Genomic DNA, 20,737 nt, shown 5'->3' with positions numbered 1-20,737 from the left:
GCGATTGGCTAATATCGTTTCTATCGAATCAATTGTTTTATTTTGGGAATAAATAGGAAGGATGCTAAAGAAAAGGAGTAGAAAAGGTACTAAAGGCCTGCGGTTTAACATAAATGTGGGGGTTGTGGTTAATAAAAAACGGAGGTAAAAGTAATTAATTGATAGGATAAATGAAAGGCAATATCTGCGAATAGATCTTTCAGCTTCCGTTACAAAGAAAATGGGCGCAAGAAACGTAACGAAAAACCCCTTCTGTACAAAGGGGTTTAGTTATCAAAATGAATAGCTCTTTACAATCTGTTCAATTCCTCAGAATTGCCCGACTGGCGTTCTTTCGTCTTAAGATTGCTGTTGCCAAAACGGTACGTCAATGAAAAACGTATGCGTTGCGTGTCCCAAACATTTTTAAATTCCTGGGTTACCCCATACATTTTCTGTTTTGAATATTCACGTCCGTTAAAGATATCGGTTCCGCTAATGCCCAGCTCTAATTTTTTATCAAGCATCTGGTATTTTACCGTAGCATAAAATTTGGCATACGGTTTTAAGCTTGAATTCTGGAACGTTTCCCCAAAATTCTGGAAATAGCTAAGGCTCATGAAAAACGTCTTGTTTTTATTTAATGTAAAATCATTGGTTGAGAAAAAAGACGTAGAGGTTCCCTTATTCCTTTTGTCAGAAACGACAATGTCTGATTCGGAGTAGCTGAAATTAAGATTGTTCACGCTGGTCCACCACGGTGTCGGTTTTGCCGTATAACTCTGCGTAAAGCTAAGCATGTCTTCGTTGACATAATTCATCCAGATATAATTGTTCTGTTTTGTATCCGGATTTAATATAGAAGCTTGGTTTACGCCATCTTTCATGCTTGAAAAACCGATTCGGGAATCGAATGTCTTATACGTAAAGGTCACTTCAAAATTATGCGTAAATGACGGCTTCAAAAACGGATTTCCTTCATTGTAGCTAAATTCGTTGTTGATCGTACGGAAAGGATTCAGGCTTTCGTAGCTCGGACGACGGATACGGCGCGAATAATTGAACCCAAGACTTTTGTCTTCTGTAAACTGATGCAGTACATATACTGTAGGAAACAATTTCAGGTAATCATTGGTATGGCGATTATTGGCTTCTCTCGAAAATCCATCCGTTTGGGTAGCCTCTAAGCGTAGGCCTAACTGGATATTCCATTTTTCATTGAACTTTTTGCTTCCCGAAATATAAAGCGCTTCATTCTTTTCGGTGTATTCGAAATAATTCGACAGGTTGGTATCGTATACCATTTCGCCATTTTCGTCTTGCTTAAAGGCATTAATCAGGTTGTCTGATTTTGAATTGGAAAATCGGGCGCCAGCCGTAAAATCAGCTATTTTGGTTGGCAATTCGAAATCTACTTTGACGGATAGATTTTGTATTTTGATGTCTACATCATTGATACCTGCATGCTCAGAGTTGGCAATCAGTTCGTTTGCCGGCGTATAGTTTGCGTAGGCATATTCATTGAAAGTTGGCGTGTGGTAGTTTACAAAATCAACATCCACCATCACTTTTTTGCCCAAAGTATCCAATTTATATTCTGAGTATATATTGTAAATCTGCTGATAAGTCTTATCGTTTGAGGCCGCATTATTCTTCATAAACTGCTGGATATTGCCTCCTTTTTGATCAAAAAGAGTCGTAAGCTGTGGCTGCGAATCGGTAAACTTAGAAGCATAGGAAGAAACTTTGGTACCAATCGTCCATTGTTTTGTCAGCTGATAATCCAGAGACAATTGTCCGTTTACATAACGATTTTTACCGTCAGAGCCGCTCTCATTCTTCCAAAAAGCATCTGGATAATAAATATCATTGTCCCAATTGATTAAAGAGCGTCGTATTCCTGTAGAAAGAGAGCTTCTCAATGTCAGCTTATTCTTTTGCAGGTTGAATGCCGTATTGTACTGTTGCGTGTTTCTTCGTCCACGCTGATACGCTCCGCCTGCTAAAGCATTCCAGCTGTCTTTCTTGACTTTTTTGGTAACAATATTGATGATACCGCTGTTGCCTTCGGCCTGATATTTGGCTGGCGGCGTAGTAATCACTTCAATTTTTGCCAAATTGGAGGCGCTGATACTTTCGAGATAATTCATCAGTTCTGCCTGTCCCATATAAGTAGGCTTGTCATCGATTAAAACCATAACCGAATTTTTACCTGAAATACTGATGCTTTCTTGTGTTACGGTAACGCCAGGCGTGGTTCTAAGAGCATCTATAGCCGTACCTCCTGTAGATGAAGTCGCATTGGCTACATGATAGATAAAGCGGTCTGCTTTGCGTTCCATCAGTTTTTTAGGAGCCTCGATTACTACCTCGTCCAGCTTGGTGTTGCTTTCAAAGGAAATCACTCCTAAATCGATATCGTTTTTTACTGCCAGCTCTTGCTTGTGCACCGCTTTATCAAAATATAAAATTTCTAAGCGGTAATCGCCTGTTTGTGCTTTTAAGGTAAAAGAACCGTTTTCGGCAGTCTTGCCTTTAATCGTATCTTTGGCTATCAATAAGACATCATAAAATGCTGCCGACCCGCCGTTGGCTTGCGCTATGCCTTTTACTTCATGCGTCTGTGCAAAAAGAGAAGTAGTAATTAAAAAGGTGATCCAAATTAAAAAATGTGCTGGTGTTTTCATGGTGTATTATTTTTCAGCAAATCTTCGACTTTTACTGTTTTTATTTTTTTTATTTCGACCAGCGCGATAAAAAATCCGACCAATAGGTTGGTCGGAGAAAAACAGGTGTTTGTCGAAAAAAAGTTTTTTAGTATTCCGTAATGCGCTACTTTTCCACTTTAAAAAATAGCCCAAACCATGAAGAAAAAATATGTGATTCTACTGCATCTGTTATTTTGGATGTACTATATAATGCAAGATTTAGCTGTATTTGACCCTGAACAAAATACATTCAGTTTCCCTATATTATCTTTCGATTTTAAAACTCCGGGAAATGCATTGACCTACTCTTTTACAGCAATCTATATTTTTATTTTTTATTTGAATTACTTAGTCTTTATGCCCAAGTTTTTTGATGTGAAAAATGTAAAACGAATCATACTATCGTTTTTGGCGCTGTTTGTTATTTTTATCGGAACGCGATATTTGATAGAAGAGGTTTTGTACGACACATGGCTTGGCTTCCATAATTATTCCAACGATGCAACAATTGTGTATTATATCTATGACAATCTGTATTATGGCAGCCGCCCGATCATGGCTTCTTCTGTCTTATGGTTTATTGTAAACATGCTGCGCCTGCAAAAAGAGCAAATCGTTTTATTGGAGAGCAAACGCGAGACAGAAATCAATTTTCTGAAATCGCAGATCAACCCGCATTTTATATTTAATACCCTGAACAATATTTATTACCTGATATTCGAGAAATCAGAAAAAGCGCTTCCGGCTGTAGAGCAATTGAGCGGTCTGATGCGGTATATGACGTATGAAAGCCAGAACGAAACTATTGCATTGCAGCGCGAAGTAGCCTATATAGATGACTTTATTGCTTTAGAATCGATGCGGATTTCGGGTGACGCACAAGTGGTTTTTAAGAAAAATATCGAAAATCCGGAATGCCGCATTCCGCCCTTGTTACTGATTCCGTTTGTAGAAAACGGCTTTAAGCACGGTATCCTGAACAATCCGGGACAGGTATTTACTATCGAGCTGACGCAAAATAAAAATCATCTAATTTTGCAGACGCAAAACAGCATCAGCAATTATAAAAAAGACCATCAGTCGGGCATTGGCATCGAAAATATAAAGAAGCGACTGCAATTGTATTTTCCTGACAGGCATTTGTTAGACATTACCACAAAAGAAAACATGTATTACGTAAAATTAGATATCAAACTATGAGAATCATCCGCTGTGCAATCCTAGACGATGAACCTATGGCAGTGGCTCTGTTGTCAAAATATGTAGAAAAAATTTCAAGTTTTGAATTGGTTAAAGCGACAACCAATCCTTTTGAAATACTGGAACTCATCGCCCAAACCACTATCGATGTCTTATTTATCGACATACAGATGCCAGAACTTACGGGCCTGCAGATGATGGAAATGTTGGGCAACAAAACAAAATTTGTAATCACGTCGGCCTATAGCGAGTATGCCCTGAAAGGCTATGAGCATAATGTGGTGGATTATTTATTAAAACCGATTTCCTTTGACCGTTTTTATAAATGCATACAGAAAATAGAATCCCTTTCTCAAGAAAAGCCCGCTCCAGCCGTAGAAGTATTGGCTAAAGCAGAAGAAAAGCAGGATGAGTTTTTATTCATAAAAACCGATGGCAAGCTGGTAAAAATAAACCTGAACGACTTGCTGCTGGTAGAAGGCCTAAAGGATTATCTGTATTTGCATCTAAAAAACGAAAAACTAATCGTGCTGGACACCTTGAAAGAATTTGAAGCAAAACTGCCAGCACCTTCTTTCATGCGAGTACACAAATCCTATATCATTCGGCTCGATCAGATTGAAACCATAGAACGCAACCGGGTATTTATTCAAAATAAGATTGTTCCTATCGGTGAAACTTACAAAATCAAATTTCAGGATTGGGTTAAGAGTTTTTTATGATCATTCGTATAAACTTCAAAAGTATAAAAGCCTCCTTTTTGGGAGGCTTTTTGTTTTTAAAAGAGGTATTGCAACTTAAATACTGTTTTTTACGAGCTTGCCGAGCTTCTGCAAACCTTCTTCTGCGCGGTCGTTCCATTCCATCGCATAATTAAGGCGCATGCAGTTGTTGTATTGGTTGTGCTGGGAGAACATCCTGCCAGGCGCAAAATTGATATTCATGGCGCCGGCGGCATCATACAGGTCTTCGGTGCAGATTCTCTTGTCCAGTTCCAGCCACAGCATAAAGCCGCCCTTGGGCTGGGAGATTTTGGTATTGTCGGGGAAATAGGTTTCTACGGCACGCTGGAACTGCAGGTAGTTGGCATAAAGCTTATTGCGGAACATACGCAGGTGGTGGTCATAACGTCCGTGTTCCAGAAAATCAGCAATGACATCGGAATAGAGCGACGGATTGCATACGGTCTGCACTAGCTTTTGGCGTATGATCTTGTCTTTGAATTGCCCAGGAGCAATCCAGCCCACGCGGTAGCCTGGTGCCAGCGTTTTGGAAACCGATCCGGCCCAGAGTACCAGTCCTGCTTCGTCATAAAACTTGCAGGGTTTAGGGCGTTCGGCTCCAAAATAAAGGTTGCCGTAGATGTCGTCTTCAATCAGCGGGACATTATAGTCGGTGATGAGCCGCACGAGTTCTTTTTTATTTTCGTCGGGCATCTGGAAACCCATCGGATTGTTGAAATTGGTCACGAAGCAGCAAGCCGAGATCGCAGGCAGTACTTTTTTTAAGGCATCCAGATCGATGCCATAGACCGGATGGGTCGGTAGCTCTACTGCTTTTAACCCGAGCAGCTTTATGGCCTGCAAGATGCCAAAATAAGCCGGGCTTTCTATGGCCACCGAGTCGCCGGGCTTGGTAACCGCCATCAGGGCGTGATAGATGGCGTTCATGGCGCCCGAAGTGATGACAAGGTCGTCTTCGGTTACTTTGCCTTCTAAGACCAGCGACCATTTGGCGATTTCACGGCGCAGGTGCTCGCTGCCTTGCACCGGTTCTAAGTCGGTACCGCTGTCGCTTCGGCTGCGTATGGCCTTGATGACTCCTTTGTTGAGTTTGGCTAATGGCAAGAAATTCCTGCCCGGCAGTCCCAAGGCAAATTGCGTCACATCGGGCTTGGCAATGGTATCGTAGACCTTGCTGATAAGGTCTTCTGGGGTTTTGCCTTTTCCGGCATCGGCTATAGCGGTAACAGAGGGCAGGGCCAGCTTTCGCTGCGAGGTCTTGCTGACGTAATAGCCTGTCTTGGGACGCGATTCAATCAGCGAGCGGCTTTCGAGCTCGAGGTAGGCTTGCTTGGCGGTATTGATGCTGACATTATGCAGCTTTTGTACGCTCCGTATCGACGGCAGCTTGTCGCCCAGAAGCAGTGTCTCGTTCTGGATCTGATCTTCGATAATCTTGGCTATTTTCAGGTAGAGTGTTTCCTTGCGCTGCATGGGCTTGTTGTTTTCTTAGAGATATGGCGTACTTGTTTATTGAGTATTGCGGATATTAGTTGAGCCAGTTCAGCACTGTGCAGATGCTGTCTTTTAATTGCTCTGGATCGTTATAATTGCCGGTGCCTTTTTCTTTGAGGTAGCGGGACACGAAAGATACGAAGATTCCTTTTTCGTCTGCATTCATATCGGGACTATTGTACACCTCAAAATCGATTGCTTCTTTGGCATTGAGCACGAGGCTCGCAAAGGCAACGATACGATCTTCTTTTTTGGCCAGCAGGAAAGGCACGCCGAAAGCGGCGGTAATGTCGTGTTCTTGCGGAAAGGCTTGAAGAAATATTTTTTTCAGCGCTCCCATGTCGGTAATATACACTTGTGCAAATTGCAGTGTTTCTTGGTATTCTAAAGAGGTTTCCATGACTGTACGTATTTGGTTTAGTAAAGTTAGGAAGACGGCGTCTTTGGTTACAGATACAGAAATATGTTTTTTAATGGGTACAGATAAGCTCGTACGACTGTAGCAAGATAATTTGTTGTTCCTACTTTATCGGCATCATAAGTTATTAGGATACTTATTGCCTTTATAGATAAATTATTCTATATATTATGTTATATTTATCATGTATTAACAATAAACCTATAAATTATGAGAAAAACTTTACTTTTATTTGCACTTATGGCAAGCGCATTCTCTTTTGGGCAGGTTCCGATCGGTTCGGGGACTCTTGTAGACAGCAATGCGGGACTCTCGACGCCTATCTCGATTTATTATTCGACTTCATTGTCTCAGACTATTTATTTTGCTTCTGAAATCGGCACGGCAGGAACGATTACTTCGATTGATTTCATGCTAAACACTACCGGTTCGCTGGCCAATACCAATACGATGATTGATGTGTGGGTAGGCCATACCTCAAGAGCTTCCTACAATCCTGTAGTTGGTGCTTCCGGTGCGGACTGGATTAGCGTGGCCAGCCACTCACACGTACTGACCAACGGTTCTTTTACGCTGACGGGTACCACGCTTAGGTTTACGTTTGACACCCCTTTTGCTTATAATGGAACGGATAACTTGGTGATTACGGTAGATGCCAACAAAGCGGGCGATGACGGAAATACGATAAAATTCTATCAAGCTGCTGCGACAACAGATGTAACGTCGTTAATGATCAGGACAGATCAGGCAGCGGAGAATGCCGATCCGTTAAATCCGCCTCTAAGCTATACGGGAACTACGACAGCTACTTCGGTGCAAGCCAAAAGAACGCGTCCGCAGATTGTCTTGAACGGCATTACGTTAGGAGTTGATGAGCATGGTTTGGCGAGCCGTATTGCGATATATCCAAATCCAGTAACCGACAATCTTTTTATCGGATCTGAAGATAAGGCTGCTGTGGGCGAAATTTATACCCTGACCGGACAGCTGGTACGCTCGGCAGCCGTAGAACAAAACAAAGTGTCGGTAGACGATTTGGCTTCGGGGGTGTATCTCCTAAAACTTCGTATGGAAGACGGTACGGCCGCTACTAAACGATTTGTAAAGCAATAAGGTTTTACCAACCTTTTGAAATAAGAATCCCTTTGCGAAAGCAGCGGGATTTTTTTATGCGTATCGGTTTCTTTTCAAAAAGCTTGGTTCAGGCTCGAAATAAGTTAACAATTTAATTATATAAACAGAGACTTGCTGCAGTAGGAATTTAAGATATTACAACCGCTGTTTTGGCTTATCGTGCAGGCCATAAATATGTAATAACTTATAAGGTTCTCAATGAGACAGACATGGGTATTCTAAAAAAAATAAACCGCAGGCGCAGGGCTTTTATGAAAGGCCTTACCAAAAATATCGGGAGCTGCAGCTATCCCAAAATAAAGGAGACTCCTGAAAACATCAAGATCGAAAAAGTGTTGATCTGCAGGCCTAACGGACGTTTGGGAAACCTGCTCTTGGTCACGCCGCTGGTGCAGGAAATTACAGCCGTTTTTCCAAACTGCAAGATCGACCTTATGGTAAAAGGAAATCTGGCTCCGATACTTTTCGAGAATTATGACGCTATCGATCATACGATCAAGCTGCCGAAGAAGCCCTTCAAGAGCCTTTTTAAGTACTTTCAAAAATGGACAGCCATTCGCAGGACGCGCTACGACTTGATTATCAATGTCGTCAGCTATTCCTCGTCAGGAAGACTGGCCACTTGGATTGCCAGAGGAAAGTACAAGCTGTTTGGCAATGACGAAGGAGGCATGATTGCTTCTCGGTATGAAAATGCGCAGCACATGGCCAAGTTTCCAGTCTATTATTTCCGTGATTTCTTGCTGCATTGCGGCCTTCCGGAACGAAGCGGGGCGGTTCCGTTGCTCGATCTTAAATTAAGCCCTGCTGAGCTACAGAAAGGTAAAGGCATCGTACAAAAACTAGTAGGAGACGGCAAGAAGACGATTTCCCTCTTTACGTATGCGACGGGACATAAGTGTTATTCATGCGATTGGTGGGCTCATTTTTACGAGGCCATGAAGCAAGCGTTTCCGGATTGCAACATTCTTGAAATACTGCCTATCGAAAAGGTCTCGCAGATTTCTTTCCAGGCTCCGTCATTCTACAGCAAAGATGTACGAGAAATTGGTGCTGTTATAGCCAATACCGATGTTTTTGTCGGGGCAGACAGCGGTATCATGCATTTGGCAAGTTCGGTGCATACGCCAACGGTAGGGCTTTTTTCGGTTACGGATAGTACTACCTACCAGCCTTATGGCAATACTAGCTTGGCTGTCAATACGGAGGAGATAGGAATTGAGGGATGCCTTGCCCTTATCAGGAGTCGTATCGGTTAAAGAAGGGTATAAGTTCCTTTCTAATGGTATAAATCGGTACGCTATATAAACTAGGCCGGATCCAGATCGTTCGCTTCATTGAATTTGCGCATGGCATTCGAAAATAACCGTTCTGCTTCATACACGTTTTGATACAGCTTTCGTTTTTCTTTAGAAAGCTCGAGCAAGCGATCTAATTCCTTATCCAGCTGTTCGCCTTTGGAGTTTTTGATTGTGATTTCTTGCGCTATTTCTTGCCTGGAGTACAAGTGCAGCTCTTTTAAGGATTTGTAATAGCCCGCTGCTGTCTGCTTCAGCTGCTGTCCCATAGCCAGATCATCCGGCTGGAGTGCTTCAATTTGTTTGATGATGGCGTCAAATTCAGTTTCCTGCGTGTCTACCACTGACAAGGCTTTGTTGAAATCATGCTGTATGAGATAGTCCAGCTTGCGGGATTCGGAGCCTTTTTCGTGAATGAGAATGTGTGAAATCTGTTTTTCTTGTAGGATGGCCTTTCTGAAATCAGCTGCTTTCTGCTTGCCGCAGGAGACGAACGAGAGCGTGATCATCAAAAAAAGAACGGCCTTATTTAGTTTTTCCATAATCTTTTCCTTTTGCGTATTCTAATCAAAGAGGGATGGTATAGTGAAGTTACTAAATTTTTTAGGATGTTCAAAATAACAATCGGCATATTCTTATCTTTACAAAAACCAGCGGCTCTTGCGCTGGATACTACAGAAAACAACCCAAATAGATGTACGATGGCTGAGAAAAAATCAAAACTGGCAGAGATCAAGACCAAACCAACCGTGGCAAGCGTAGAAGATTTTATCAATACGATTCCGGAGGAGCAAAAGCGAAAAGATAGTTTTGTGATTTTAGAAATGATGAAAGAGGCAAGCGGAGAAGAACCTGTCTTATGGGGCAGTTCCCTCATCGGGTTTGGTACTAAAAGATACAAGAGCGCTGCCACAGGAAGAGAAGTAGATTGGCTCAAGATAGGCTTTTCGCCGCGCAAGGCCAATCTGTCTCTATACATCAGCGTGGGCATAGCAGAACACGCCGAGGCTCTTAAAAAACTCGGCAAGCATAAGACAGGCGTAGGCTGTCTTTATATCAACAAGCTAGCCGATGTTGATTTGGATGTCCTGAAAGGAATGATTGCCGCTTCTTTGGATAAAAAGTAAAAGCAGCATCGAATGCGAAGAGCAAAAGAGCAAGCATTCCGATTCGTATTTTCTTATGCCGTTACTTCCAACGACTGGATCAGTCCGTCGATAATCTCAAAATGATAATTCAGGATAAGCGGACTTCCTTCAAATGTGCCTGAAACTTCTGTTGTCAGAATACTTGAGCTGCCTGATTCCGTATAGCCGATCGGTTTCATGACGGCTTTATATTTCTGGTTCGCTTCGGCAATCCATTTCTCAATTTCAATTGTTCCAGTATACGCCCTGCCTTCATCTAAAACGGTAGCTGTTTCTGCAAAACAGTTGGCATAGGCGATACTATCGAAGTTGTTTTGCGCCTTTACTAATTCAAGGATACTATTGGGTAAATTCATGATTTTATTTTTTAGAGTTATTAAATTGTTGGGAGGGTACCCCCATCAATGATATATTCAGTTCCGGTCAGATAGCTCGCTCGCGGCGAAACCAAAAAACCGACAAGTTCTGCTACTTCTTCTGGCTGTGCTGGCCTGCCGTAAGGTATGCCTCCAAGCGCGTCCATTACGCTTTGCGTGGCTTCTTCAATAGTGCGGTTTGAACTTGCTGAAATCCGTTCCATCATTCTTGTGGAGGCTGTCGTCATGATCCAGCCTGGCGATACGGTCAATACGCGGACACCTTTTGGCGCTACTTCGTTAGACAATCCCTTGCTATAGTTTATCAATCCTGCTTTTGCCGCCGCATAAGGCAAAGTAGAATCATACAAAGGCAATTTGCCCTGTATGCTAGCAATGTGGATGATAACGCCGCCTTTGCGTTCGATCATTTGGGGCAAAAACTTCCTGTCCAAACGCACAGGAGCAAGCAGATTTGCTTGTATCGTACTTTCCCAAGCCTCGTCATCCAATACGGCAAAACCGCCGCTCGGTGTTTCGGAGCTGCCTAGGTTGTTTACAAGAATATCGAGCCTGCCGTATTTTCCTAAAACTTCATCTACCACTTTTTGCGTTCCTTCAGGCTTGCTCAGGTCTGCCGAAATAAAATGCAGGTTTTCGTTTGCTGTTTCGGGCGTATTTCTCGCCGTGATGATTACCGTTGCGCCTGCTTGTAGCAGTCGTTTTGCAATAGCATTTCCGGCACCTTTTGTGCCGCCAGTCACCAAGGCAATCTTGCCTGACAACTCATTGTTGAAATTAAATTCGTGTTCCATTTTTACATTTGTTTAGTGCAAAGTTGGGACATACAATCAGTTTGTACAAGTACGGAAAAACGAATTGCATAGGGATAAATTTATCCTATATTGTACAGCTTGAGACAATGGATTATTTTTGTAGTATGTATGAAAGAAAGATTCCGTTGAGTTTAAACTGCGGCCTTGACCTGATAGGCGAGGTACTGTATGGCAAATGGAAAGTCCGTTTGCTGTGGTTTATCAATGAAGGGCATAAGCGCCCAAGCGAATTGCAACGCAAAATTCCCGACGCTTCCCGAAGGGTGCTGACGATGCAGCTTAAAGAACTGGAAGAACACGAATTGATTGCAAAAAAGATCTATCCCGTGGTTCCGCCAAAAGTAGAGTACAGCCTTACCGAATTCGGCAAGACCTTGATTCCTGTTATTGCCACTTTGGGACAATGGGGAGACGAGCACGAAGAACGACTGAGGGAAGTTATCTTGAAAAGAAATTTATAGTACATTGCAAGACGAATCATGTAAGCAAATAAGAGGATGACAGACGAAACCGGAAAGCCAGAGTTTTGGGAAACCGCTTTTGAAGAAAAGCAGGAGATGTGGGGCTTTGAGCCTGCTAAGTCGGCAGTAGCGACAAAAGATTTCTTTGTGGAAAAAGGCGTAAAGAACCTCCTGATACCCGGAATCGGCTATGGACGGAATGCCCAGATTTTTAAAGAAAGCGGCATGACCGTAACCGGAATAGAGATTTCAAAAACGGCTATCGAAATGGCAAGAAAGCATTACGGAACGGATATGGTCATCCACCATGGTTCTGTAACCGATATGCCTTTTGATGCCAACAAATACGATGGCGTATTTTGTTATGCCCTAATCCATCTATTAGATACGCACGAAAGAGAAAAGCTGATTCAGGACTGCTACAATCAGCTAGAAGACAATGGCCATATGGTCTTTACGGTAATCTCGAAAGAAGCGCCTACCTACGGACAGGGAACGCTTGTGGGCAAAGACCGTTATGAAATCTTTGCGGGAGCACAGCTGTTCTTTTATGATACCGAATCCATCCATGCCGAGTTTGGCAAGGCCGGATTGTTTGAAATTACTGAGATTCAGGAAAGCCAGCCGTTCTTCTTGATCAAATGCAAGAAAGAAGCGGGTCAGCTTTAGAAGATAATCCGTAGTAAAAAAGCCTTCAAGATTGTTGATTTTGAAGGCTTTTTTTTAAATAAGGAAAGACAATAATAGGGACTGTGAAAGCAGTTGCACTACCAAAGAAGCAAGATGACAATTTTGCAGTCTTGGTTTATCTATTCGATTATTATCAAAGTAAAAAGTATGATCTGCACAGACAATTATTATAGCTTTTATAGTTATTTTAGCATGCCTAAAGACGGCATATTCCACAGCGAAGAAAAGAGACAATGGAAGCTAAAGTCAGTATAAAAAAAATCATACAGCTATTTCTAAAATTGGGCTTTATTGGCTTTGGCGGTCCTGCAGCGCACATTGCTATGATGCAGCAAGAAGTCGTATTGAAAAGAAAATGGATGAGCGAACAGCATTTTCTAGACTTGCTCGGTGCTACCAATCTTATACCCGGACCCAACAGTACCGAGATGGCTATACACATTGGGTATGAGAAGGGAGGATGGAAAGGCTTGCTAGCAGCAGGACTGAGCTTTATTCTTCCTGCTGTTTTCATCACCGGTATATTTGCTTTTCTATACCAACAATACGGACAATTGCCTGAAGTGCAGCCTTTTATTTACGGCATCAAGCCTGCGATTATTGCAGTAATTATCGGAGCAGTTTATCCGTTGGCAAGGAAATCCTTAAAATCACTATTCTTAGTAATTGTTGGTATCGGAGTACTGACAGCCTCTCTGTTCAATATCAATGAAATTTACCTTATGTTTGGGGCTGGCTTGCTGGCTGTCGTGTTTTATTCTTTCGCAAGCAGAAAGACATCTACTTTACAAAACGTTGCACCGTTTCTGTTTTTACAGCTAAGCGGCAGTAGCTTATTCTCCGATACAACTATCCGACTGTTCTTCATCTTTCTGAAAATAGGCGCTATCTTGTATGGAAGCGGTTATGTATTGTTTGCTTTTTTAGATACTGAATTAGTAGCAACAGGATTATTGAGTAGGCAGCAATTGACGGATGCTATTGCTGTAGGTCAGTTTACGCCGGGTCCCGTTTTTTCATCTGTTACTTTTATTGGTTACCAAATTAACGGCTTCACGGGAGCCGCAGTATCTACCATTGCAATATTTCTCCCATCATTTATATTTGTGGCACTGCTCAATCCCCTGATGAAAAAAATACGCCAGTCCAAAATGCTATCCGCTTTTCTTGATGCGGTAAATGTCGCTTCTGTAGCCATCATAGCCTCAGTATGCCTTGCAATGGGCAGAGAAACAATTTACGATTCCGATACCGTTATTATTGCTCTTAGCAGTGCTTTTGTCGTATTCCGCTTCAAGAATATCAATAGTGCACTGATCGTATTGGGAGGCGCTTTGCTGGGCTTTGTATTATATCAATTTTAAATAAATGCCATATACTATTATGTCGTATCTTAGTTCCAGTTTAATTCCTAACAGGACAGTAGTAATTTAAAATTTTGGCTTATGAAAAGTAGTAAAAGATTAATTTTTGGTATGTTGCTTTTGATATCTGCGATTTCTCAAGCTCAGGTAAATGTCAATGTGAACATAGGAAACCCTCCGGCGTGGGGGCCTGTCGGCTATACAGATGTCCGTTATTATTATCTTCCCGATATTGAAACCTATTATGACATACAGACCTCTGACTATATCTATATCAGCAAGGGTAAATGGATTCATGGCAGGACACTGCCTGTGGCGTATCGAAACTACGATCTTTATGGCGGCTACAAGGTTGTTTTGACAGATTACAGAGGCAATGCTCCCTATGCAAATTTTAAAGCCCATAAAATAAAATATGCCAAAGGCTATAAGGGAAAACCACAAAAGACTATCGGCGCTAAGCCTGGAAAAGGTAATAACAAGGCGCAAGGCAAAGCCAAAGGACATGGGGAAGGAAAAGGACATGGAAAAAAAGGCAAATAAGTAAGCCTCGCACAAGCAGATAAAAAAATCCTGATGCATTGCATCAGGATTTTCTGTTTAGAAACATACGATACGAGAGCCTATTGTAGCCTATTATAACGTATTGATTCTGTGCTTCTCATAGCTAGAGAAGATTACTGTAAACTTTCGCAAATTCTGCCGCGAACTCCGCCAGTTTTACGCTGCCCAAGACCGGCCTGTTGCGGTAATAATCTTCATAGAGCGAGCCATTGCCTTGGCTGGCCTGCATTTCGACAAAACCGTGGGCGACTTGAGGATTAAAGCCGATGCGCAGCCAATTGTCGAGCAGCTGTTCGTCTGAGATGACCTGCCATTGCAAATTGGGCTTGCCGATGGCTTCGCCCAAGACCTTGGCGATTTCGTTGGGAGCCACTTCGTCGCTGGCGACATAACGCACGGTTCTTCCATCAAACGGACGGTCTATTTCTTCGGCTATCGCGCTGGCGATATCGGTCGGATATACCCACGGTTCTTTCGTATCGCCGCCGTAGTTTGAAATGATGGAACCTTTCGACTTGATGGTCTGCACAAAAGAGAACATATTGATGTAAAATCCGACCGGACGGATAAATTTGATGGAAACGGCTTCGGGCAATTGACGCAAGAGCTTTTCGACATTATGGTGAAAAAGCAGGATGCCGATTCCGGTGTCTGTATGCGCGCCGACACTGCTCAGGTGCACGACTTTTTGTACACCAGACTGTTCGATGGCTTTTTTATAGTTGCGGCCAATTTCTGTAATGCGGCTGATAAAATCGACTTCCTTGTCGAATAGATCTCCGGCTGCCTCCATAGTTTCCATAAGGTAAACGATATCGGCACCTTTAAAAGCAGCGGCCAAGAAGTCGGCATCAAACATGCTGCCGATAGCGGCTTGTGCGCCCAGCTGCTCGATTTCTTTTTTTCTTTCAAGGGTACTGCTGATGACGGTTACTGCATGTCCTTTCTGTACCAGTTCGCGCGTGAGTGGTTTTCCGATATTTCCAAGAGAACCTGTTAAGACTATTTTCATTTGTATGTTTTTTTGATTAGTGGATATTTGAGAGTAATAAAGTACGTTCGTGCCGATTTAGGCTTTGTTCTTTCCAAGCAACAAGACAACGATGGCGAGCAGCGCGCTGACTCCGCCGAATATATAGACAGATTGATAATCGAACCAGCTGGCGACAAGTCCGGCAATAGGAGCGGCGATTCCAAGCGACAAGTCGAAGAAGGCCGCATACGCTCCCAAAGCGGTGCCGCGCATTTGCGGATTCACTTTTTTTATCGCTAAAACGCCCAATGACGGAAATATGAGCGAGAATCCTGCGCCTGTCAAACTGCATCCTGCTATGGCCATGAATTTTGAAGTAGAGAATCCGATTAAAAGCTGTCCAAGGATTTCGATCAGCAACGAGAACAAGGTCACCTTAAGCCCTCCGTATTTGTCAGGAAACGAAGAAAAAAAGACCCTGACAAGCACATACGAAACTCCAAAGCAGACAAAGGCCAGCGAAGGATCGCCCCATTGTTTTTGGACAAAGAACAAAGCGATAAAAGACGAAATACAGGCGAATCCTATCGACGAAAAGGCCAGTGCCAATCCTTGTCCGGCTATGCTGCCGATTACTTTGTAGAACGGCGTGCGAACATGACTTAAGTCTACAGATAGGGTAGGAAGCTTTTTGATAATAAGCCAGCTGATGATCGACAAAAGCACGAGGGTAGCAAAGGCGCTTTCAATCCCGAAGATTTTCGTCATTCCGATGCCCAAAGGCGCGCCAATCGCAATTCCGGCATACATGGCAATACCGTTCCAGGTCATTACCCGTCCTGATTTTTGGGCTCCCACCAAGCCGATTCCCCAAGTCAAGGCTCCGGTAAGAAATAAGCTTTCGGCAATGCCATGTATCATCCTTGCGACCAAGATAATCCCAAGCGCCAAAGATAGGTTTGACATAAAAAACGTAGAGGCAACGTACAAGATGCCCGTCGTTGTCGTAAGGATGGTACCCAAACGGGTGCTGACTTTTGCGCCTTTGGTGTCGGTCGTCTTGCCTGCATAGGCTCTTGTCAATAGCGTTGCCAAGGCTTGCAGTCCTATAACGATACCCACGGTAACGCTTCCGAATTTAAGGCTGTTTTGTATGTAACCGGGCAGTATGCCCAGCGTTATTCCGATAGTAAGGTAAATTGCGAATACCGATAAGATAATCGGAGCGATCGCGGCATAAAAAGAGGTTTTGGTAGTATCCCCGCTGATGATTGTATCCATATTATTGTAATTAAACTTTCGGGTACAAAATTAGGCAGGGAGGATAGGGGATAACGCTGTTATTTCATGGTATTAGTTGGACAAATCATGGTTTTCTGTTTCTAAAATGAAGCGGGGTAGTGCCCGTATTCTTTTTAAAGAAGCGCGAAAAGTAGGCGTAATCGTCATAGCCCAATTCATACGCAACAGCCGTGATGTTGAGGTCGGTATACTGCAACAGTCGCTTTGCTTCCAATATAATTTCCTGATGGATCCAATAGCTGGCCGCAAATCCGGTGATCTTTTTTATAGCCTCATTAAGATAGAGCGGCGTGATGTTGAGAAAGTCGGCATACTCCTTCACCTGCTTGTATTCTCGAAACTTCTGCTGGATGAGCTGCTTGAACTTTGCGGTTATCACGTATTTAGAACCTTCAAAATCAATGCGCTTTTCGTTGGTCGTCAATATTTTTTGGGCTATCCATCCCACGATCGTTTTGGTCAGGGACGTGAGCATTTGCGTTTTTAATAGCGCTTCGCCGCTTTCGAGCCACTTTTGCAGTAGAACAACCAGTTCAAAAAGATCCTCATTTTTATCTAAAAGAAGGTATTGGTTGCTGTTTAAGAAGGTATCAAAAACTTCACGATACTGTTGCAAGGCAAAACTGGGATCGACAAAAAACAGCCATCCTTCCGGCTTTTCCGAACTGATATTGCGATGCACCTGTCCGGGCGCAACATAACAAAGAGAATTGGGTTCCAAGGTTATCGTATTGAAATCCAATTCCCATGTCGAAGACCCTTTTGCTTGGATGATAAACATAAAATGATCGTCCCTGTGCGCAGGATGCGTGACATCTGTAAGCAGCGATAAGGACTTTATATCAATCCCAATGCTTTTTAATTCATCTTTATGCAGCAGTATTTTAGGCTTCGGGTTCACGCTTTATGCAATTTCTTAGGGCGATAAAAGTACAAATTTAATCTAATTGCTGTTGTCAAACTTTGCTATGGCTTCGGGTGTTGCAGGCGTAAACAGATTTACGAGGTTGCCGTCGGGATCGCGAAACAACAGCGAGGTATTGCCCCAAGGCATCGCCGTAGGCTTCTGGACGATACGATCTTCAAGATAGGCTGCCAACCGGGCATAGTCTTTTTCTACATCGTCTACCCTAAATTCGAGGATGACGCTGCTGTTTTGGGCGGGCCTTGCAATGGCCTCGCCGCCAAAGAAAAGCAAGGTCTTGGTGCTTCCGATAGCCAAGGTGGCGGTGGCAGTTTTTAGTTCGGCAAAGTCGGGAGTATAGCGCACGGCAGTCTTGCCCGTTACCTGTTCGTAAAATGCTACCAATTCGTCTAGACGATCGGTAATAATGCGGATGGATACGAAATTCATTTCTTCTGTTTTAAAGTTATGCTACAAATGTAATAGGGCGGTATGACAACAGTCTGTAAGCAGTCTTGGCTTTTTTCTTTCGGACTGGATTTGTTGTATCGGAATGCAAACTCGTCGGCACCGATAATCCGATTTCCTAAATTATAGCGTATCTTTGATATTCGGACACGCAGAAACGATGCCACTACATTGCTATGATAAATGATTATAAAAAGCACGACCTATACGGCAAGACCTTGCTTCAAAAAATTGCTTTGACGCCGCCCTTCCAGTTTGATTTTCCGGTAACGGAACAGGCTTGCTTTTTATACGTGCTGAAAGGAGACGTCGAATACCAGATCGATGACGAACGGCTCAACATTCCGACGAACTATTCTTTATTGCTGAACTGCATCCAGTCCGGAAAGCAGCTCCATCATTCCCATCCGAAAAGCAATTGCGAGATTGTGATCGTTACTTTTTATCCGGAGATATTAAAGAAGATATACGACAGGGAACTGCCGGTATTGCTTCAGGCACCAAAGAATACCATCTCTAACCAATCTAGCGAAAAGATAAACAACGATTTCCTGATCCAAAAATACATCGAAGGATTGCTGTTTTATTTCGAGAATCCGTCCCTGATCAACGAAGACATCCTGATCCTGAAAGTAAAGGAAATCATATTGCTGCTATCTCAGACACAGAATGCGGAAGCGATACAGCTTATTTTATCGCAGCTTTTTTCTCCTACCACTTATACGTTTAAGCAGATTATCGAGGCGCACCTGTTTTCGCAGCTCACCATTGAAGAACTGGCGCAGCAGAACAACCTAAGCGTGTCTTCCTTCAAGCGCGAATTCGCTAAGATATACAACGATACGCCCGCCAACTACATCAAAGCCAAAAAGCTGGAGAAAGCGGCCGAACTCCTCTTGCTCTCCGACCAGCGCATTACTGAAATTGCGTTTGATTGCGGGTTTAATGATCTTGCAAATTTCACCAAAAGCTTTACCAGCAAATACAAGGTTTCGCCTACAGCTTACAGACAAAAGCAAAACAGCAAGCAGTAAGTACCAATAGCCTATCTTCTTTTAAGCCTCTTTCTGATCTATCGGAAGGGTGCTTTTTTTGTGAACCAAATTGCCAAACATTTGAACCGATCCGCTAAATGATTCTGTTTATTCTGATAGACATTTGTCCCGTCATTACTAACTTAAAATAAGATAAAATGGGACTTTCAAATTTAGGAATTTTTCATACCGTCATCGGTATTGCGGTCATTGTTGCGGCCATCGTAGGATTTGTCAAATACGGTAAGATCTATCTCGGCGCGTTATCGGGTAAAATATATTTTTATGGAACTCTTGTTACGTCGTTGACATCGCTGGGCATTTCAAAACATGGCGGACTGAATGCGGGACATGCTTTTTCGGTGTTTATCATGTTCCTTGTAGTGGAAGCGTATTTTCTTTACTCTAAAAAGAAAAGCAGCGGTAGGGCGCGTCATTTTGAAAACTTCTGCCTGTCGTTTAGCTTTTTCCTGTCGCTTGTACCTACCGTTAACGAAACATTTACCCGCGTTCCGATTGGACATCCGTTGGCAAAAGACAGCAGCGATCCTATTATCGGAAAGACGCTTCTTGTTTTGCTTGTCCTTTTTATTGCGGGCTTTGTCTATCAATTTAGAAAGCAAAAGAAAAGCAACAGCACGGTTGCCGTATAAGCTGCATTTTTATAAAACGGACTTGAAATTTTAAGGGAATTGCTATGCTGCCTCCGGACGAATCAATGTACCTTTGCAGCAATGTTTATCAACAACAAAAAAGCTTGAGATAACCAATTGCTTTGTCTTGGCTTTGCGCTACTAGCATAACTCGAAACGTAATGGATACAAACAATTTGCTGCAACAGGTCGCCTTTATCAAGGAAATCGATAAATTAAAATACATACAGCGCCGGACAAAATTATTTAACAGCGACCGGCATGAAAATGATGCGGAGCACAGCTGGCATCTGGCCGTAATGGCGCTGGTCTTGGCGGAGCATTCCGACAAGCCGATTGACGTGCTTAAGGTCGTAAAAATGGTATTGATCCACGATCTGGTCGAAATAGATGCAGGCGATACGTTTATCTACGATACTACAAAAAATCATACCAATACGGAGGAAGAGCTTTTGGCCGCAAAGCGAATCTTTGGGCTATTGCCGGAAGCGCAGGCGCAAGACTTCATAGCGGTTTGGGAAGAGTTTGAAGAGGGAAGGACCGATGAGGCAAAATTTGCCAGGGCCATGGACCGCTTTGAACCTTTATTGCAGAACTCTAGCAACAATGGCGGAACCTGGGCCGAATTCAATGTCGAATACCACACGGTTTACGACAAGAAAAAAGCAATCGCAAACGGTTCGACTTCTATTTGGAACTACGCGGAGCGTTTGTTAGAAGAGAGTGTGGAGAAGGGGATACTTCGGAGGGATAGTTTGTAGTTGTTAGTTGATAGTTTTTAATGGATAGTTGATAGTGGAAAGCTGTAAAGTCATAAAGTTGGGAGTATTGGGAGAGGGCAAAAGCCTAAAAGTCTCAAGCTCTGCCAGGAATTGATATAGTGCTATAAGCAGGAAGTGTTTGTTATATTACATTAGTCTTATGTTGTGTAACAAGCACTTCTTGTTGTACGTTATCTTTATCGTGTTACATGACATCAGTTCTATGTTGCACAACAGACGATTATTGTT

The 20,737-nt window shown here is 42.9% G+C and carries 22 protein-coding genes; 12 read left to right on the top strand and 10 right to left on the bottom strand.

Annotated elements, in window-relative coordinates:
• Window positions 1-290 precede the first annotated feature (290 nt).
• Complete coding sequence (locus tag GGR22_RS10430; protein WP_182493617.1) at window positions 291-2,666, bottom strand: TonB-dependent receptor domain-containing protein; 2,376 nt, start codon at window positions 2,664-2,666, stop codon at window positions 291-293.
• Between the two features lie 378 nt (window positions 2,667-3,044).
• Between GGR22_RS10430 and GGR22_RS10425 the strand changes: the two genes are divergently transcribed.
• Entirely contained in the window at window positions 3,045-3,887 is an 843-nt protein-coding gene (locus tag GGR22_RS10425; RefSeq protein ID WP_182493616.1) for a sensor histidine kinase, read from the top strand.
• Complete coding sequence (locus tag GGR22_RS10420; RefSeq protein ID WP_182493615.1) at window positions 3,884-4,609, top strand: LytR/AlgR family response regulator transcription factor; 726 nt, start codon at window positions 3,884-3,886, stop codon at window positions 4,607-4,609. Before GGR22_RS10425 ends, GGR22_RS10420 begins: the two co-directional genes overlap by 4 nt.
• 75 nt (window positions 4,610-4,684) lie before the next feature.
• Here the strand turns inward: GGR22_RS10420 and GGR22_RS10415 are convergent, their stop codons facing one another.
• Both GGR22_RS10415 and GGR22_RS10410 read right to left on the bottom strand, forming a co-directional pair.
• Window positions 4,685-6,103 (bottom strand): aminotransferase-like domain-containing protein, encoded by a 1,419-nt coding sequence (locus GGR22_RS10415; RefSeq protein ID WP_182493614.1) that lies wholly within the window; start codon window positions 6,101-6,103, stop codon window positions 4,685-4,687.
• 55 nt (window positions 6,104-6,158) lie between these two features.
• Entirely contained in the window at window positions 6,159-6,524 is a 366-nt protein-coding gene (locus GGR22_RS10410; RefSeq protein ID WP_182493613.1) for a hypothetical protein, read from the bottom strand.
• A gap of 228 nt (window positions 6,525-6,752) precedes the next feature.
• Here GGR22_RS10410 and GGR22_RS10405 point away from each other — a divergent pair, with 228 nt between their 5' ends.
• A complete protein-coding gene (locus GGR22_RS10405) occupies window positions 6,753-7,655 on the top strand; it encodes a T9SS type A sorting domain-containing protein (protein ID WP_182493612.1) in 903 nt (300 codons plus the stop codon).
• Window positions 7,656-7,885: 230 nt separating this feature from the next.
• Window positions 7,886-8,935, top strand: coding sequence for a glycosyltransferase family 9 protein (locus GGR22_RS10400; RefSeq protein ID WP_182493611.1), 1,050 nt, complete (start codon window positions 7,886-7,888; stop codon window positions 8,933-8,935).
• A 50-nt stretch (window positions 8,936-8,985) separates the two neighbouring features.
• On the opposite strand, the gene GGR22_RS10395 is transcribed toward GGR22_RS10400, so the two are convergent.
• Complete coding sequence (locus GGR22_RS10395) at window positions 8,986-9,516, bottom strand: hypothetical protein (protein ID WP_182493610.1); 531 nt, start codon at window positions 9,514-9,516, stop codon at window positions 8,986-8,988.
• Window positions 9,517-9,582: 66 nt separating this feature from the next.
• On the opposite strand from GGR22_RS10395, the gene GGR22_RS10390 reads away from it, so the two are divergent.
• Window positions 9,583-10,101: a DUF1801 domain-containing protein gene (locus GGR22_RS10390; protein ID WP_246336948.1), complete on the top strand. Its 519-nt coding sequence runs from the start codon at window positions 9,583-9,585 to the stop codon at window positions 10,099-10,101.
• A 53-nt stretch (window positions 10,102-10,154) separates the two neighbouring features.
• On the opposite strand, the gene GGR22_RS10385 is transcribed toward GGR22_RS10390, so the two are convergent.
• Both GGR22_RS10385 and GGR22_RS10380 read right to left on the bottom strand, forming a co-directional pair.
• Window positions 10,155-10,478: a nuclear transport factor 2 family protein gene (locus GGR22_RS10385; RefSeq protein ID WP_182493609.1), complete on the bottom strand. Its 324-nt coding sequence runs from the start codon at window positions 10,476-10,478 to the stop codon at window positions 10,155-10,157.
• Between the two features lie 20 nt (window positions 10,479-10,498).
• A complete protein-coding gene (locus tag GGR22_RS10380; RefSeq protein ID WP_182493608.1) occupies window positions 10,499-11,293 on the bottom strand; it encodes an SDR family oxidoreductase in 795 nt (264 codons plus the stop codon).
• Between the two features lie 125 nt (window positions 11,294-11,418).
• Here GGR22_RS10380 and GGR22_RS10375 point away from each other — a divergent pair, with 125 nt between their 5' ends.
• The 4 genes from GGR22_RS10375 (at window position 11,419) to GGR22_RS10360 (ending at window position 14,372) form a co-directional block, all read left to right on the top strand.
• The gene (locus GGR22_RS10375) at window positions 11,419-11,775 is read left to right on the top strand and encodes a winged helix-turn-helix transcriptional regulator (RefSeq protein ID WP_182493607.1); all 357 of its coding nucleotides are present in this window, start codon (window positions 11,419-11,421) and stop codon (window positions 11,773-11,775) included.
• Between the two features lie 36 nt (window positions 11,776-11,811).
• Entirely contained in the window at window positions 11,812-12,444 is a 633-nt protein-coding gene (locus tag GGR22_RS10370) for a class I SAM-dependent methyltransferase (protein WP_182493606.1), read from the top strand.
• A gap of 254 nt (window positions 12,445-12,698) precedes the next feature.
• On the top strand, window positions 12,699-13,829 hold the full coding sequence (gene chrA, locus GGR22_RS10365) for a chromate efflux transporter (protein ID WP_182493605.1): 1,131 nt from the start codon (window positions 12,699-12,701) through the stop codon (window positions 13,827-13,829).
• Window positions 13,830-13,910: 81 nt separating this feature from the next.
• Window positions 13,911-14,372 carry a hypothetical protein gene (locus GGR22_RS10360; protein WP_182493604.1) on the top strand — a complete coding sequence of 154 codons (462 nt, stop codon included), beginning with the start codon at window positions 13,911-13,913 and terminating at the stop codon, window positions 14,370-14,372.
• A gap of 124 nt (window positions 14,373-14,496) precedes the next feature.
• Here GGR22_RS10360 and GGR22_RS10355 read toward each other — a convergent pair whose 3' ends face one another.
• The 4 genes from GGR22_RS10355 to GGR22_RS10340 form a co-directional block, all read right to left on the bottom strand.
• Complete coding sequence (locus GGR22_RS10355) at window positions 14,497-15,405, bottom strand: SDR family oxidoreductase (RefSeq protein WP_182493603.1); 909 nt, start codon at window positions 15,403-15,405, stop codon at window positions 14,497-14,499.
• Between the two features lie 57 nt (window positions 15,406-15,462).
• On the bottom strand, window positions 15,463-16,647 hold the full coding sequence (locus GGR22_RS10350; RefSeq protein WP_182493602.1) for an MFS transporter: 1,185 nt from the start codon (window positions 16,645-16,647) through the stop codon (window positions 15,463-15,465).
• Window positions 16,648-16,732: 85 nt separating this feature from the next.
• Entirely contained in the window at window positions 16,733-17,569 is an 837-nt protein-coding gene (locus GGR22_RS10345) for an AraC family transcriptional regulator (protein WP_182493601.1), read from the bottom strand.
• 42 nt (window positions 17,570-17,611) lie between these two features.
• Complete coding sequence (locus GGR22_RS10340) at window positions 17,612-18,022, bottom strand: VOC family protein (protein ID WP_182493600.1); 411 nt, start codon at window positions 18,020-18,022, stop codon at window positions 17,612-17,614.
• A 194-nt stretch (window positions 18,023-18,216) separates the two neighbouring features.
• Between GGR22_RS10340 and GGR22_RS10335 the strand changes: the two genes are divergently transcribed.
• The 3 genes from GGR22_RS10335 to GGR22_RS10325 all read left to right on the top strand — a co-directional run bounded on the left by GGR22_RS10335 (window position 18,217) and on the right by GGR22_RS10325 (window position 20,488).
• Entirely contained in the window at window positions 18,217-19,074 is an 858-nt protein-coding gene (locus tag GGR22_RS10335) for an AraC family transcriptional regulator (RefSeq protein ID WP_182493599.1), read from the top strand.
• A 158-nt stretch (window positions 19,075-19,232) separates the two neighbouring features.
• Window positions 19,233-19,727 carry a hypothetical protein gene (locus GGR22_RS10330; RefSeq protein WP_182493598.1) on the top strand — a complete coding sequence of 165 codons (495 nt, stop codon included), beginning with the start codon at window positions 19,233-19,235 and terminating at the stop codon, window positions 19,725-19,727.
• A gap of 161 nt (window positions 19,728-19,888) precedes the next feature.
• Window positions 19,889-20,488: an HD domain-containing protein gene (locus GGR22_RS10325; protein ID WP_182494006.1), complete on the top strand. Its 600-nt coding sequence runs from the start codon at window positions 19,889-19,891 to the stop codon at window positions 20,486-20,488.
• Window positions 20,489-20,737: the final 249 nt, after the last annotated feature.

This window comes from Flavobacterium gossypii (assembly GCF_014138495.1).
In the GTDB taxonomy this organism is placed as follows: domain Bacteria; phylum Bacteroidota; class Bacteroidia; order Flavobacteriales; family Flavobacteriaceae; genus Flavobacterium; species Flavobacterium endophyticum.
The sequence above is the reverse complement of the archived record's forward strand: the minus strand, read 5'-3'. Positions and strand labels throughout refer to the sequence as shown.